The sequence below is a fragment of the Helicobacter sp. MIT 99-5507 genome, assembly GCF_003364295.1.
Taxonomy (GTDB): domain Bacteria; phylum Campylobacterota; class Campylobacteria; order Campylobacterales; family Helicobacteraceae; genus NHYM01.
In genome coordinates, this window is the sequence record NZ_NXLO01000002.1 from 77,159 (window position 1) to 92,379 (window position 15,221).

The 15,221-nt window shown below is 28.6% G+C and carries 19 protein-coding genes; 3 read left to right on the forward strand and 16 right to left on the reverse strand.

The genetic code is table 11. The annotated features are described in order from the left end of the window. Positions 1–51: 51 nt before the first annotated feature. The 12 genes from pseB to CQA42_RS02995 all read right to left on the reverse strand — a co-directional run bounded on the left by pseB (position 52) and on the right by CQA42_RS02995 (position 9,463). A complete protein-coding gene (gene pseB / locus CQA42_RS02940) occupies positions 52–1,044 on the reverse strand; it encodes a UDP-N-acetylglucosamine 4,6-dehydratase (inverting) (RefSeq protein WP_115583208.1) in 993 nt (330 codons plus the stop codon). Between the two features lie 27 nt (positions 1,045–1,071). Next, positions 1,072–2,892 (reverse strand): penicillin-binding protein 2, encoded by a 1,821-nt coding sequence (gene mrdA, locus CQA42_RS02945; RefSeq protein ID WP_115583209.1) that lies wholly within the window; start codon positions 2,890–2,892, stop codon positions 1,072–1,074. Next, complete coding sequence (locus tag CQA42_RS02950; RefSeq protein ID WP_181881478.1) at positions 2,871–3,362, reverse strand: hypothetical protein; 492 nt, start codon at positions 3,360–3,362, stop codon at positions 2,871–2,873. The genes mrdA and CQA42_RS02950 overlap by 22 nt, the downstream gene beginning before the upstream one ends. Beyond that, entirely contained in the window at positions 3,311–3,790 is a 480-nt protein-coding gene (locus CQA42_RS02955; protein ID WP_115583211.1) for an N-acetyltransferase, read from the reverse strand. The genes CQA42_RS02950 and CQA42_RS02955 overlap by 52 nt, the downstream gene beginning before the upstream one ends. A 2-nt stretch (positions 3,791–3,792) precedes the next feature. Further along, the gene (gene yihA, locus CQA42_RS02960) at positions 3,793–4,395 is read right to left on the reverse strand and encodes a ribosome biogenesis GTP-binding protein YihA/YsxC (RefSeq protein WP_408941433.1); all 603 of its coding nucleotides are present in this window, start codon (positions 4,393–4,395) and stop codon (positions 3,793–3,795) included. Further along, positions 4,395–4,865 (reverse strand): LptA/OstA family protein, encoded by a 471-nt coding sequence (locus CQA42_RS02965; protein WP_115583212.1) that lies wholly within the window; start codon positions 4,863–4,865, stop codon positions 4,395–4,397. Before CQA42_RS02965 ends, yihA begins: the two co-directional genes overlap by 1 nt. Before the next feature lie 3 nt (positions 4,866–4,868). Next, positions 4,869–5,417 (reverse strand): hypothetical protein, encoded by a 549-nt coding sequence (locus CQA42_RS02970; protein ID WP_115583213.1) that lies wholly within the window; start codon positions 5,415–5,417, stop codon positions 4,869–4,871. Next, positions 5,389–5,898: an HAD family hydrolase gene (locus CQA42_RS02975; protein WP_115583214.1), complete on the reverse strand. Its 510-nt coding sequence runs from the start codon at positions 5,896–5,898 to the stop codon at positions 5,389–5,391. Before CQA42_RS02975 ends, CQA42_RS02970 begins: the two co-directional genes overlap by 29 nt. Further along, complete coding sequence (gene hisB, locus CQA42_RS02980) at positions 5,895–6,467, reverse strand: imidazoleglycerol-phosphate dehydratase HisB (protein ID WP_115583215.1); 573 nt, start codon at positions 6,465–6,467, stop codon at positions 5,895–5,897. Before hisB ends, CQA42_RS02975 begins: the two co-directional genes overlap by 4 nt. Positions 6,468–6,478: 11 nt before the next feature. Next, positions 6,479–7,486 carry a septal ring lytic transglycosylase RlpA family protein gene (locus tag CQA42_RS02985; RefSeq protein ID WP_115583216.1) on the reverse strand — a complete coding sequence of 336 codons (1,008 nt, stop codon included), beginning with the start codon at positions 7,484–7,486 and terminating at the stop codon, positions 6,479–6,481. Next, complete coding sequence (locus CQA42_RS02990) at positions 7,483–8,598, reverse strand: lytic transglycosylase domain-containing protein (protein WP_115583217.1); 1,116 nt, start codon at positions 8,596–8,598, stop codon at positions 7,483–7,485. The genes CQA42_RS02985 and CQA42_RS02990 overlap by 4 nt, the downstream gene beginning before the upstream one ends. A gap of 88 nt (positions 8,599–8,686) precedes the next feature. Beyond that, positions 8,687–9,463 (reverse strand): TatD family hydrolase, encoded by a 777-nt coding sequence (locus CQA42_RS02995; RefSeq protein WP_181881479.1) that lies wholly within the window; start codon positions 9,461–9,463, stop codon positions 8,687–8,689. Between the two features lie 64 nt (positions 9,464–9,527). Here CQA42_RS02995 and ribE point away from each other — a divergent pair, with 64 nt between their 5' ends. Beyond that, entirely contained in the window at positions 9,528–10,145 is a 618-nt protein-coding gene (gene ribE / locus CQA42_RS03000) for a riboflavin synthase (protein WP_115583219.1), read from the forward strand. Between the two features lies 1 nt (position 10,146). Continuing rightward, positions 10,147–10,413 (forward strand): EscU/YscU/HrcU family type III secretion system export apparatus switch protein, encoded by a 267-nt coding sequence (locus CQA42_RS03005; protein ID WP_115583220.1) that lies wholly within the window; start codon positions 10,147–10,149, stop codon positions 10,411–10,413. Positions 10,414–10,416: 3 nt separating this feature from the next. Here CQA42_RS03005 and CQA42_RS03010 read toward each other — a convergent pair whose 3' ends face one another. Then, the gene (locus tag CQA42_RS03010; RefSeq protein WP_115583221.1) at positions 10,417–11,169 is read right to left on the reverse strand and encodes a TIGR02757 family protein; all 753 of its coding nucleotides are present in this window, start codon (positions 11,167–11,169) and stop codon (positions 10,417–10,419) included. Between the two features lie 109 nt (positions 11,170–11,278). Here CQA42_RS03010 and CQA42_RS03015 point away from each other — a divergent pair, with 109 nt between their 5' ends. Next, positions 11,279–11,935, forward strand: a complete 657-nt coding sequence (locus CQA42_RS03015; protein ID WP_115583222.1) for a hypothetical protein — start codon at positions 11,279–11,281, stop codon at positions 11,933–11,935. Positions 11,936–11,964: 29 nt separating this feature from the next. On the opposite strand, the gene CQA42_RS03020 is transcribed toward CQA42_RS03015, so the two are convergent. From CQA42_RS03020 to CQA42_RS03030, 3 genes are read right to left on the reverse strand one after another with little or no spacing between them, the layout of a single operon-like run. Then, positions 11,965–12,261: a hypothetical protein gene (locus tag CQA42_RS03020; protein ID WP_115583223.1), complete on the reverse strand. Its 297-nt coding sequence runs from the start codon at positions 12,259–12,261 to the stop codon at positions 11,965–11,967. Continuing rightward, positions 12,254–13,171, reverse strand: a complete 918-nt coding sequence (gene rsmH, locus CQA42_RS03025) for a 16S rRNA (cytosine(1402)-N(4))-methyltransferase RsmH (protein WP_115583224.1) — start codon at positions 13,169–13,171, stop codon at positions 12,254–12,256. The genes CQA42_RS03020 and rsmH overlap by 8 nt, the downstream gene beginning before the upstream one ends. After that, a complete protein-coding gene (locus CQA42_RS03030) occupies positions 13,168–15,216 on the reverse strand; it encodes a hypothetical protein (protein WP_115583225.1) in 2,049 nt (682 codons plus the stop codon). The genes rsmH and CQA42_RS03030 overlap by 4 nt, the downstream gene beginning before the upstream one ends. Positions 15,217–15,221 lie beyond the last annotated feature (5 nt).

The following is a 15,221-nucleotide window of genomic DNA, read 5'->3' on the forward strand; positions in this document are numbered from 1 at the left end:
ATAGCCTAAATTTGTATTATCTTGTATTATATTATATAAAATTTTAAAACGCTAAAGAAGCGACTCTAATTCAATTTGAGATAGCCACTTTGTATTTGTATTGCTACTATATTCAAAATCATCACATACAGCTACGCCACTTTCACCTAACATAGTCAAAGAATAATTTATATTTGAAGTAAAATTGATACTAGGTTTTATTATATAAAAATCTTCAAATTCAAAACAAAGCCTAGAATCATCTCTAGGTATCATTATCTCATGCAGTTTTTCCCCTGGACGAATACCTATTATCTTATGTGGAATCTCTGGAGCAATAGCTTTTGCTAGAGTGGTGATTTTCACACTTGGAATCTTAGGCACAAATATCTCTCCACCTTGCATTCTTTCTAATGATTTTAATACAAACTCTACACCTTCTTTTAGTGTGATAAAAAATCTTGTCATTCGTTCATCTGTAATCGGTATAAACTCTGCACTTTCTTGTTTTAATTGTTTGAAAAATGGCACTACACTCCCCCTACTACCAATAACATTGCCATATCTAACAACACTAAATCTTGAATTTAGAGCACCTTTGATATTATTAGCACTAACAAAAAGCTTATCACTGCATAGTTTTGTAGCTCCATATAAATTAATTGGATTTGCAGCCTTATCTGTGCTTAAAGCTATAATATCACTTACTTTCATCTGCAAACAAGATTCTATTACATTGCTAGCACCATTGATATTTGTCTTTATACATTCCATTGGATTGTATTCTGCGATAGGGACTTGCTTTAGGGCTGCTGCATGAATACAAACATCTACTCCATTTAAAGCACTAAGCAATCTTTTAAAATCTCTTACATCGCCTATAAAATATCTCATTCTTTTATCATTAAACTGCAATGCCATTTCATATTGCTTTAATTCATCACGACTATAAATAATAATTTTTTTTGGATTATATTTTTGCAATAATGTTTTGACAAATTCCCTGCCAAAACTGCCAGTGCCGCCTGTTATTAGTATAGTTTTGTTATCAATTTTATTTAGCAAGATTAAACCTTTTTTTGTTAATTTTACTTAATTTTTTATATCCATATTATTATTTTTAAAATATCCAAGTTCATTCATTTTTTTTACTATATTTGTAATAATTGGTCCTGTTGCTCTACCGCTACTACCTCCATGTTCAACTAATATAGTGATTACATATTTTGGATTCTTATATGGTAAAAATGCTGTAATCCATGCATGAGATCTATGATAATACTCCATTTGACTTTCTGGAATCCTATTTATTATATCTTGTGGAATCCCAACAACTTGTGCAGTTCCAGTTTTGCAAGCAAGAGGAATAGGAGAAGATAGAGTAACTTTATATGCAGTTCCATCTTTTTCATTGCATACTTGATACATACCAAGTGCGATACTGCTAAGCTTACTTTTTTGAAAATCGCTAAGCACATCTTGCGCTTCAAATATCACTTCCTCATCACCTAGTTTTTTTACAAAATGTGGAGTTGGCAATTTTGCTGTAGCAAGCAATGCAGTATATCTAGCAACTTGCATAGGTGTTGCTAAAAATAAACCTTGTCCTATTGAAGTAATAATTGTATCACCAATTAGCCATGGCATACCTCTATTTGTGAGTTTCCATTCTTTTGTAGGCAAGATTCCACTAGATTCATTTGGTAAATCAACTCCAGTTTTTTCTCCAAAACCCATAGTTGAGAGTGTAGAAGCCATCTTTTCATCACCTATTTTTTGACTAAGTTTATAAAAATATACATCTACACTTCTTCTTAAGGCTTTTATTAAATCTGCACTTCCATGACCACCTACTTTCCAATCTCTAAATTTTCTATTTCCAACTTCTAAATATGCAGGTGTATCAATAATTGTATGTTCATTAATTCCTGCAAACTCCAAAAATGATAGTCCAACTCCCATTTTTATAACACTTCCGGGAGGATATGTTCCATTAATCATTTTGTTTAAAAATGGATTATTTGGACTATTTATAAGCTCACTCCATTGCTTATTTGATATACCATCAATAAAATAGTTTAGATTGTATTCTGGATAGCTACCAGCAGATAGAATCTCACCACTATGCGCATCCATCACAATAGCCGCTCCTGCCTTGCCATCAAACTCGCTATCAAGTGTTTTTTGCAATCTTATATCAATACCAAGCGTCATATCATGTCTTTTATTTGCTAGATTCTCATCAATTACTTCAACCGTTTGATTTAAAACATCAACTTTTGTTTTTATATAACCTAATTCACCTTGCAAAAAATCATTATAATATCGCTCTAAACCACTCTTGCCAACCAATCCTATAAATTTTAAACTTTCATCTTTTTTTATATCATCATCATTTGCAGAGCCTATATATCCAATAATATGTGATGCCAAAGAATCATTTGGATAGTATCTTTTTATAGCATTGCTCACTTTGATATTGTCACTTTGAGTAAGTATTGTATATGCTTTATACATCTCTTCATATGGGATATAATTTGCTACCTTTATGTAGTTATGATTATAAGAGGAATATGAATTCATATAGTCATCTTTTAGCTGCTTTGCATCAAGATTTGGCAATAAAGATACAATTTTTGATATTTCTTTGTCTAAAGTATCAAGATTTTTTTTTCTACCTAAATATGGACTAAGTGATATTGAATAACCCAATGAATTTATAGCAAGAGGTTGATTATTTCTATCGAGAATCTGACCACGAGCAGGCACTAACATCTCTGTTCTTATTATATTATGTCTTGCTTCTTTTTCATATTTTTCATGTGATACTATTGATAAAAAATACAATCTAGCTAATATTATCAAAAATACTAAAGCAACAATATTAATAACTATTTTATATCGAATATCCATCTTGCAACCAACATAATAATACTTTCAATCAATATATAATAAACAATCATAGAACTCCAAATATCTACATCATAGTTATAAAAAAGCAAGATAAAGAAATTCAATATAAAGTATAAAACATAAATAATAGGTGGATAAAAAATATCAAAAATATTGAAATTATCAAATATTTTTACAATATTTGGAAACAAAAATATATAAACCAAAGCATATGTAACAAATAAGATTCCAGGATAGAATCCTTTGCTAATTTCAAATATACACATAACAGCTATAAAGGAATAGAGTGAATAATATCGCTCCCTTCTAAGTAATAAAATAAAATACAAAAAAAGCACACCAAATAATGGTGGTAAAAATAAATATATACTACTTAATATATTATAGATAAGTAAAAAACTTTGAAAAAGACTTGCTTTTACAAAGTTTTGATAAGTGCTATCTCGTCGCATATAGGAAATCGCTTGCATTTTATACAATCTGCCCAAATTTTATGATTTGGGATTTTTGCTTTATCAATCTCTTTAAAATCTAATTTTTCAAAAACCTCTCTTCTATATGTTAATACTAGAATCTCTTTTAATCCTAACTCTTTTGCATCTTCTATTAGGGCATTTATAAGCAAACTAGCAAGCCCCTTTCTTCTAAAATCTTCTTTTACTATTAATGATCTAATCTCACCAAGAATCATAGAATAAATATAAAGTGCACTAAATGCGATAATCTCATCATTAGCATTTTTAATAATCTTGTATGAGCGAATTGTATTTGCAATCTCATCTTCACTTCTATCTAAAATCACTCCATTTTGAACTTCTTTTAATACAAGATTCCGCATATTTGGTATATCAGCAATTTTTGGCTTTATAATTTTAAATTCTACTTTATCAACTTCCATACCTACACCCCATAAAGATGATTTAATATGCTAAATCGTAAAGATTCTATACTTTGTTTGTCATTATAAGAAATACATATAGAATCTTCTTTTTTTAGCTTTATTAATTCATTTTTATTCAATTTATCACATTTTGTAAAAACACTAAGAATCTTAGAATCTGGCTTCAATAAGCTATTTAAAAAGTTTTTTATTTCATTATCAATTGCTAGATTTGTATGTCTAGAATCTATTAAATGAATAAATAATTTTATAGAATCTCTAGTTTTTAAAAACTCGCTTAGATTCTTATCCCATAAATTTCTTTCTTCTTTTGAGACTTTTGCATATCCAAAACCTGGAAAGTCAATAAATCTCAAATCATATACAACATCATCCAATCTCCACGATGATAAAAAGAAATTAATTAGTCTTGTTTTACCCGGTGTTGATGATGATTTTGCTAGATTTTTATTGTTTAAAAGTAAATTTATTGCACTAGATTTTCCAACATTGCTTCGCCCTAAAATTGCAATTTCACTATAAAGCACACTTGGAGCTTGAGATTTATTTTCTATTGACTTTGTAAATGATGATGAAAGTACACAAATTTGATTATTTTGTATCACTTTGTTTTGCCTTCTTCTAGCTTAAAAATTATCTTTGCTGGTTTTTTGCTTGTGCCTGTAATATTTACATAACCAATATCATTATTAATAATAATCTCTTCACCTGTAACAGCATTTGTAGTGCCATCTTCTATTACTTTGCTATCACCAACTAGCTTATATTCTCCATTTATTGCATTGTAATACACTTCATTTGCTTTACCTTTTAAGATTCTATTATCTTTTGTAACAACAACAAAATCCACTCCGCCATATGCAGAATAATTTGTAGGCATTCTATCTTTATCTATATTTATAATCACTTTAGAAGCATAAAGCTCGTCTTTACCTCGTTTGATTTCTACATTTTCGTTTAATTCAATAATGCCTTTTAATTCATCAGCCTTAAAATGCAGGGCTTTTACCTCTAAAGTATCATCAGCATATAAAAATACACTAATAAAAATAAATATGATTCTAAATATCATTTCTCACTTCTTTGGATATTTTTTTATATTAAGTTTTGCATTAATATTTTTTGCACTAACTAATCCTGTATTTGCATCATAATATATATCATCACCTTTTATATCTTGAAAATTACCATTAATACTAAAAAAGCCATTTCCCTCTAGGATATTTTTATCTATTCTATATACACCTTTTGTAGAATACAAATCATAACCATCTCTATTATCATTCACACCATCATCAAAAAATATGGCATTATCTTTTTTAATAGCACTTTTTGTTGTAATCTTATCAATAATATTATTATTCAATCTCTCTAAAGTTACATTGCTAAATTCTTCAAATTTATCAAATTGTTTAGCATTTTGTGCATACAATCTTGTAAGTAGATTCTCATTGCTTATTTGATAAATAGTAAAATTGTTTAATTCAATCTTTGGTATATCAACAGAATTTGCATAAGGGATAACTGCATTTTTATCAAATGAAAAAATTACTACTATACTAAAAAATAGTAACAAAGCAAAAAATAATGAAACGCTATTCCCAATATTTAATAAACTCTTCATACATATCTTCTTGTTTCAATATATATTCAATAGCCTCTCTAACAGCACCATTGCCACCATTATTTTTTAGCTTAATTGCGATATTTGATATTTCACTAGCACAATTATTTGGAGCAAATTTAAGTGCAACTTCATTAAACATAGAAATATCATTTAAATCATCACCAACTGCCGCACAGGCACTAGAATCTATATTTAATTTTTGTTGCAATTCTCTAACACATTTGCCTTTATCTTTTACCCCCATAAATACATGACTAATGCCTATTTCTTTTGCTCTGTATTCAATAATAGGGCTATTTCTCCCTGTAATAATCGCCACATTTCTGCCTATTTTATTCCAATATGCTATGCCAAGTCCATCTTTGATGCAAAATGATTTCATTATTTCATAAGATTTATCTAAATTTATATCAAATGAAAAATACAGCTTACCATCACTTAATGTGCCATCTACATCAAGACATAATAATTTAATCACAATATTCCTTTTGTAGTTGGAAGAATAATTCTATCATTTGGCTTTATTGCATTTCGAAATGCAACAGCAAAGCTTTTAAATACCGCTTCGCTTATGTGATGTAAATTTTTACCTCTTTTATAGATTATATGGGCACTTAGATTTGCATTAAATACTAATGCTTTAAAAAATTCTTCTATCAATTCAGCATCAAATGTCCCTATCTTTCCACTTAATGGAGCTTCAAATACAAAAAAAGCACGATTTGATACATCAATACTACACTCTACACAAGCCTCATCCATCACAATACTAGCATGACCAAATCGCTCAATCCCACCTACTGGATAAAGGCTTTGATGCAGTAATTCACCAATTACAATACCGCAATCCTCAACACTATGATGATAATCGACCTCTATATCACCCTTGCATTGCAACTCTAAATCAATCAAACTATGTCTTACAAAAGAATCAAGCATATGATTAAAAAAACCTATACCCGTATCAATAGAGCTCTTTGAATTGCCATAAAGATTGAGCTTTGCTGTTATATTAGTTTCTTTTGTAGTCCTAGTTAATGCTTTCATGAGTTTTACTCCTAATCTCTTATCAAGAAACCATCGATTTTATTATCCTTTATGAAATCTCTAGCTTCATCTTCACTCTTAAAGCCTGTTACAAATACTCTATAAATAGCTTCTCCACCTAATTCACCGCTTTTGACGATAGTTGAATATCCATTATATTTATGAGTATCTTTAAAAATATTAGCTCCATTTTCTTTTCTAAATGCACCAATTTGAACTGCAAAATTTCCACCAGATACACTATATTCTACATTTCCTACTTTAAATTCATCACTAAATTCACTTGAATTTACCATATCTCTTACTATAGTTGATTGATTTGCAATATCATTTGATACAACATTATTAAAGCCAACTACTTCAATATTTACTCTAGCAGTCCCACTTTTTACCATATCAATATCTTTTGCTGCAGCAGCAGATAAATCTATAATCCTATTTTCAACAAATGGACCTCTATCATTTATACGCACAATTGTGCTTTTGTTTGTATCTTTGCTTACAACTTTTACTATTGTATTCATAGGAAGAGTTTTGTGTGCTGCAGTATGAAGATGCATATCATAAGTTTCACCATTTGATGTTTTTTTATTATGAAAATCTGGACCATACCAACTAGCAATGCCATCATAACTCTCGCCAATACTAACTTTTTGTGGATAATACCACTTACCATTAATTTGATATGGCTTCATAGTAGCTCTTTGTAATGCTTCAGAATCCCTTGCACTTCCTAATTGTATATTCTCTGGAGGTGGAAGAGTAGAAACATTGCCTTCAGTATTTTGATTTTGATACGAGCTATTATTAGGTGTATTATTGTTTGGATTATAATTACTACTATATGTATTATCTTCATAATAGCTAGATTTTGATGGTGAATAACCATTTAAATAATCTTGAAATCCTTCATAATCTTGAAATGCACCAATACCTCCACGATATGTAGAAGTGCTAGCACAACCAGCCAAAAAAATAAATAATGTTGTAAGTAAATAAATATTTTTATTCAACCTCATCTCCCATTTAATGAATTATTTATCATTGCATATTTACTATCTTTAAGTGGAATTATCAATTTTTGATTAATAGAAAGCAATGTTTTTTTCAAGTTATTTGCAACTTTTATAGATTTTATACTAACACCATATTTTCTTGATATGCTATACAAACTATCACCCTTTGCAACTTTATATGTAATAAAATATTTTGCAAAATCTATCTTTTTTGGATCAAAATTTTGTTTGAAACTAAGCAAATATTCATATGGTAAATAAACATCAAACTCTGCATTATCAAATGGTAAAAAATCGTATTTAAATTGCCTATTGTATTGTTTAAGCTCATTTAGGCTAATGCCCGCTCCTTGAGCAATAGAATGCAGGCTAACCCCACCTTGAATCTTAATTGATGTTAATGTAGTAGTTACTCCACGATTTAAAAAATACTCTTTCTCTTCATTTTTTAAGATTCCAATATCGCTAAATGCAACCCCCATAGATATAATCATTCTTATATAATTTCTAGTTTCTGATGGAATGTATTTCTTTTGTTCATCCATTAATACCCAAACATCACTGCTTCCTGCTTCTTTTATAGCTCTTTGCAATCGTCCTATACCACAATTATAAGCCATTGCTGCTAAATACCATTTTCCAGTTGCATTGTATAAAAACTTTAAATATTTTATAGCTGCAGCGGTAGATTTTATAGGATCTCTTCTTTCATCTATAAAATCATCTATTCTAAGACCTAGCTGCTTTCCTGTGCTAGGCATAATCTGCCAAATACCTGATGCTTTTTTTGGTGAATATGCTCTTGGTGAAAATTCAGATTCAGCCATAGCTAGATATAAAAATTCTTGTGGAACTCCTGCATCACTTAACATTTGCTTTAAAATAGGTATATAAACATATCCTCTCTCAAAACTATCAACAAAAGATTCCCATCTCTCACCGCTAATTGTTTGATTATGAATTTCAAATAAGCTAGTATCAGTTTGAAATGAAGTATCAATATCAAATGCATTTAAAATACTCTCTACTGCACTGAATTGATTCCCATAAAAACTAGCATTACTTACTGAAACAAATATGGCAATAAATATAAATTTTGCTAAATTATTTTGCAATAAAACCTCTAAAATAAAAATTGTATAAAACTATGGATTATACTTATTTTTTCTTAAACTATTTTTTTATCTTTTTGATAAAAACAAATCAAATCTTAAATAATTTCAAAGCATTATTTGTCGTGTTGGTAGCAATAATTTCTAAATCCAAGCACAAAGTCTCCCCTAAATGCGTTGCAATAATAGGTATATATTCTGGTGTATTTATTTTACCTCTATGTGGCATTGGAGCTAAATATGGAGCATCTGTCTCTAAAATCAAAGATTCTAGTGGCAACTCTTGAAGACAATCTCGCAAACTTTGTGCATTTTTAAAACTGACAACCCCACCAATACCAAAATAAGTAGGACATGATAGTGCATTTACTAGAGTTTTATCACCACCAAAACAATGAAAAACCAAACCTATAATATCACTTTCATAATCCTTTAAGATTCTAATTACATCATCATTAGAATCTCTAGTATGTATTATAATTGGTAGATTATTAGAGATTGCAAGTTCTATTTGGTATCTAAAAGCTCTTTCTTGTGCTAATTTTATATCATCACAATTATTAGAATCAAAATAATGATAATCAAGTCCTATTTCACCTATCGCGATACATTTTGGATTGCTTAAGATGTCTTTTATCTTTGCTTGCATATTACAATCAAAATCACCTATTTCTGTTGGGTGAATCCCGCTTGCAAAAAATACACCACTATATTTTTCTGCAATTTGTGCTGCATAAGGTAGATCGTTGATATCAGCACCAGGAATAATAATCTTTTGCACTCCAAGATTTAGAGCATTTGTGATGATAGTATCAAGATTCTCTTTATATTTTTTACTGTCTAAATGACAATGCGTATCAATATACACACTAAACTCCATAATAAAAATTAAGTTAAAATAATAGCAGAATCTAAAAGTAGAGAGGTTTTTTATGTTTAGTGGATTGGTTAAACATATAGGAATTGTAAAACAATTTAGCAATGAAACAATCACAATCAAAAGTGACTTAGCACCAAAAATTGGTGCAAGCATCGCAGTAAATGGTATTTGCCTAACAGCAACAAGATATAAAGATAATGAATTTGATGCGATACTTAGCAAAGAAAGTAGAGATAATATTGCAATTGAGAATCTAAAAGATAAAGTGCATTTAGAAGAAGCACTAACTCTAAATGACAAACTAGATGGGCATATTGTGCAAGGACATATTGATTGTATAGGGATTATTAGAAAAATAGAGCAAAATGAAAATGGATTTGATTTTTATATCGAATTTGATGAAAGTAAAATACCCTTGATAGTGCCAAAAGGAAGCATTGCTATAGATGGAATAAGTCTTACTATAAATTCTTTGCAAAAAAATATCTTTAGGCTTACAATCATTCCTCACACATTTTACAATACTCTATTTCATACATATCAAATAAATAGAAGAGTAAATATTGAAACTGACATTATAAATAGAAGCATATATCATATATTAAAACACACAACGCCAGAATCTACTCCAAATTGGAGAGAAATAGATTCTATATTATCAAGTTATTAAAATGAATACAAAAAAAGCTGTAGCACTTGCATATGGAGAAAATATCAGCATACCAAAAGTAGTTGCAAGTGGCAGAGAAAAAATTGCATTTGAAATTATTAAAAAAGCAAAAGAATATAATATACCTATGTTTCAAAATAAAGAGCTTGTAGATTCTCTTATCAATTTTGATATAGGTGATGAAATAAATGAAGAATCTTATCATTGTGTAGAACAGATTCTGATATGGTTAAATAATATTGAAAATAATGCCCAATTAAGCAAATAGATTTTAGAGGATTTTTTCCTGCCCTATTCTATATAATGCAAAATCATATTTTATAGGATCATTTTCATCAAATTTTGCTAGATTATTTGTGATTTCTAGTGCCGATTGCAAATCATAACTCTTTCTATTTAATAATCCAAGTTTTTTAGATACTTTAAATGTATGTGTATCAAGTGGCAAAATAAGATGTCTGCTAGATACTTTATCATGCCAGATTCCAATATCAATATTATCTTTTCTAACTAGCCATCTAAGAAACATATTCCATCTTTTTAGTGGCGATGAAGCGCTTGGCTTTATGCTTTTTCTACCTATCAAGAAATCAAGCCCTTTTGTAAGTTCTACCTTGTTTCTAAGAGATTCTATCATTGCATTTATTCCAGATAAGACATCATTTTCTTTATTATAAGAATCTAAAAAAATATTTTTTATTCCACCACTTTCTATAATATCATTCATACATAAAAATATATTTTTTATATCATCTTTTGTTTGGAATCTATATAGAGGAAAAGAAGTATTTAAAATAGACTTTCTATCATCAATAATATTAAAATCTATTGATAATAATGTTTTTAGAATCTGCTTTGCATTGCCATATGATAAAAGCGCACAAATTGCAGCAATCTCGCTAATATATTTAGAATCTACATATTTTTTCACAGCAAAAAGCGGATCAGGCTTATCTTGGCTTAATTCAAATGTTGTATTTCTAGCTTTATATTCATCATCTAGTAGCTGCTTTAAATCATCCATTTTAAAAATATCCAAAAAATATGATATAAACTATAATTATACTATGTAATAATCTCAACTTATGGTAGAATAACTCCATCATTAAGACTTTAAAAATAAAGGTTGATTTATGCTTAAAAAATTAATTATAGCTATATTGGTAACTTCACCTATTTTTGCAAAAACATTTAGCCTTGAAGCGTTATATGGATTTGGATTTGTGAATACACCAACAGCTCAAGGTAAATTAAATGGAAACGCACAAGATGGTGGGATTAGAGCAATATTTTTTACTGATAATTTTACACATGAAATAGCAGGAAGATATACTTTTGCATCAAATGTAAAAGTAAATAATCTTGCATCAAAATATAATACTTGGGAAGCAGAGTATAGATTTGGCACTAGAATGGATAATGATATGGCAAAGCTTGGAATGTTATTAGGAAGTGCTTATCTAGGACTTGGATACCAAAGCTTCATGACAACAGTAAATAATATTAAAAATACAACAAATTATATATATTTACCATTTGGATTCTGGGGTGAAGACGATGCAGGTGCAAATAATTTTAAAGTAAGATATGGGCTAAATCTTAAAGCAATGTTATTTGATAATTCTAATAATGGCTTTAGATGGAAATTCTTGCTAGGAGGAAAAGTGTATGCTGGTGCAGCATATTCATTTGGAAATGTTATGGACATATTTGCACAACTATTCTTTACATATAATGCACCTATCAAAAATCTAAAGATATATGGGATTGAGGCTGGAATCCAATTCTAAAGATTTAGCACTTTTGTGCTAAATAATATTTATTTTATCTCTTCGATTTCAAGCGTTAGAAAATTAAATTTTACACTCTCTAATCTCTGTTGTAATTCAGCATTTTCTGCTTTTAGAGATTCTTTTCTTGATTGTAAATCATTTATATCTTTACTTATATAATAAATATTGCTAGATAGATATATCTTTGGAACAAAAAAGATTATACAAAGAAACAAAATTGCATATGCAAAAAATATATGTCTAAGCTCTATGCCTTCATTGTTATCATCTAAATTATTTAGCAAATTTTGTTTTTCATATAAACTGACTTCATTTTTATTCATAGAATCTAAAACACCTCATCTTAGCACTTCGCGAACGTTTATTTGCCCTAATTTCATTTTGACTTGGAATAATTGGTTTTTTATATAGAATATCACCTTTTTTATGATTATTACCACATATACATTTTATAGTATCATTACTACAAATACATGATTTTGCCCAAGTCTTAAACTTTTCTTTTACTATTCTATCTTCAAGCGAATGAAATGAAATTATAGCAACTTTTGCTTTTTTTAGATTTTCTATATTGTTTAGAAATCTTTTAAGCTCTCCTAATTCATCATTTACTTCTATACGCAATGATTGAAATACAAGAGTAGCTGGATGAATTTTTGAATTAATCTTAGAATGAGATTCTATTAATTGACTTAACTCTTTTGCAGTATTTATTGTATGATTTTTACGATAATCAAGTATAATTTTTGTAATAAAAGTTGGATTTTTTATCTCTCCGTATTCAATGAAGATTCTATGAAGTTCATCTTTTGAGTATGAATTAATTACCATTTTTGCTGTTAGATGTGAATTTGTATCCATTCTCATATCAAGACTATCACTATAAAAACTAAAACCCCGATTAGGATTATCTACTTGATATGATGATATGCCAATATCAGCTAAGATTCCAATAATATTATCATTTTTGGATAGGATGTCTTTAATGCCATTTGAAAAGCTAGAATGCAAAGCCTTAAACCTTGCACCAAATATATTTAATCTCTCTTTTGCTAATGCAATAGCTTCTATATCTTTATCAATTCCAATAATATTAATATTTTTATTTTGTTCTAATAATGCAAAAGAATGCCCACCAAGCCCTAGTGTCGCATCAATGATAGTCCCTTGATAATCTGCAAATTCATCAAGAACTTCATTTAGCAAAACTGGGATATGAGAAAAACTAGTCATCTTTTAAATAAATTATTAAGCCCCTTATTTATCATATCTTTTGCTTTATCTTCTATCTTTTGGACTTCTTGTTGGACTTTTGGATTTTTCATAACATTATTAAGAATATCCTTACCAAGCTTGCTAGTGTCAATTTTTACACTTGGATTTGCTACTTTTCCGCTTACAATTCCGGTTAATTCATATTGCTGCACTTTTAATGCTAAATTTGCATTTATATCATCATTATCTAGATTTAAAGTAACATTATTTGAGGTGATACTTGTATTATTGCTTTGCATATTTAGATTTGCTGTAACTAAACTTTTATTAATCACACCATCGATTTTAATATTGCTATATACTTCTTTTGTTCCATCAAATTTAAGAGTTTTTTCTAATATTGACATCAATTTATTATCAACAAATGAACCTTTTGTTGATATTAGATCTATATTTCCTATTTGTGTTTGTCTATCATATTTTAAAACACCATTTATAGTAGAATCAAATATCTTTGGATATTGAAGCATATCTAAGATAGAAAGTGTATTCATATCTTTTATTGTTGCACTAATTAGATTATTATTTAACTCTGCATCTAATGTTCCACCAAATAAATCACTCTTCATATTTCCACGAAGAGAAATAGGCGTCCATACAACATCACCATAAGCAATCAAACTACCTTTTAATTCTTTACTGGTAACAAATACTAATTTCTTTAAATCTTTAACATCAATTTTATATGGAGCACTGATTCCAAGAGAATCTACATTTAATAAAGCATCTTTTATATTTAGATTTGCTGCATCTGTAATTAGATCTAAATTTAATTTACCAATGCCATTTGTAAAATTGATATTTGCTTGATGATTGTATTTCATATTTGGCATATCCATATCAAATTCACTTTTTACAACTTTACCATTGATAGTGCCATTCATAGTATGATCATAATCACCATTTATACCAGAGCTAATATTTCCTAAATTAGCATTAGCATTAAACAAGCCATTTGCATATATAGGCTTAACAAGCATATATAATATTTTTTCAATTTTTAAATTTTTGATTTTTAATGTCGCATCTTTTGGTTTTGTATAATTTTGCAATGATATAGAATACGATGTAGCACTATCTGCTATATCACTTTTACCATCCAAATTTATCCATTTTGAATCACCTATGACTTTACCATTTGTTCTAAATTCACCTCTAAGTGGCATACCAACAATTGGAGTAAGTGGAGATAAATCACTTATATTGATATCATAAGTTGAATCTGTTCGCAATGTTTTAATAATCGTGTTTCCAGTTGAGTTAATATTGCCAACACTTGATAATAACTCAAATTTATGTGCGATTTTTGTATCATCAAAATTAGCAAGAAGATTTATTATAAATGAATTATCTGGCACATTAACACCAAAATCTTTTTTGACAAGATCTTTTGATATCTTACCATTATTTACTTTTGCTAGAGCCTGCCCGTTGAATTTTAGATTATTATCACCTATGATATTTGCAACAACATCAATTTCACCTGTTGCATAAGGCTTCTCACCAAGTAAAGCAAGGATGGATTCTAATTCCAAATCTTTAATATTTGCAATAACTTTTAATGGTTTAAAATTAACAATATTTGTATCGATTCTAAATTCACCTTTCAAAGAATTACTAACTGTATGAATTTCAAAATTAGTAATTTTTCCTCTAATTACATTTTCTATTAATAACTCTTTTGGCGTAGCAGTAGGCGATGTTTTTAATAATGGATTTTTAAGTAATATATTTAATTCTAAATATATATTTTGACTAAGTAGCGAAAAAGTCCCATGTGAAGTAATATTTATATCATCACTTGATTTTAATACTATATCAAAGCCTCCAAATCTAAGTGAAAAAAAATCTAAAACAAGCGGTATTGGCGAGTATTTATCAATTTGAGCTTGTAAATGAGGTTTTAAAATATTATTACCAAATGATGTAAATAAAAGCACAAAAGCTGCAACCAAAATAATAAGAATCAATCCAAGCAAAAATAATAAAAACTTCTTAAACATATCAA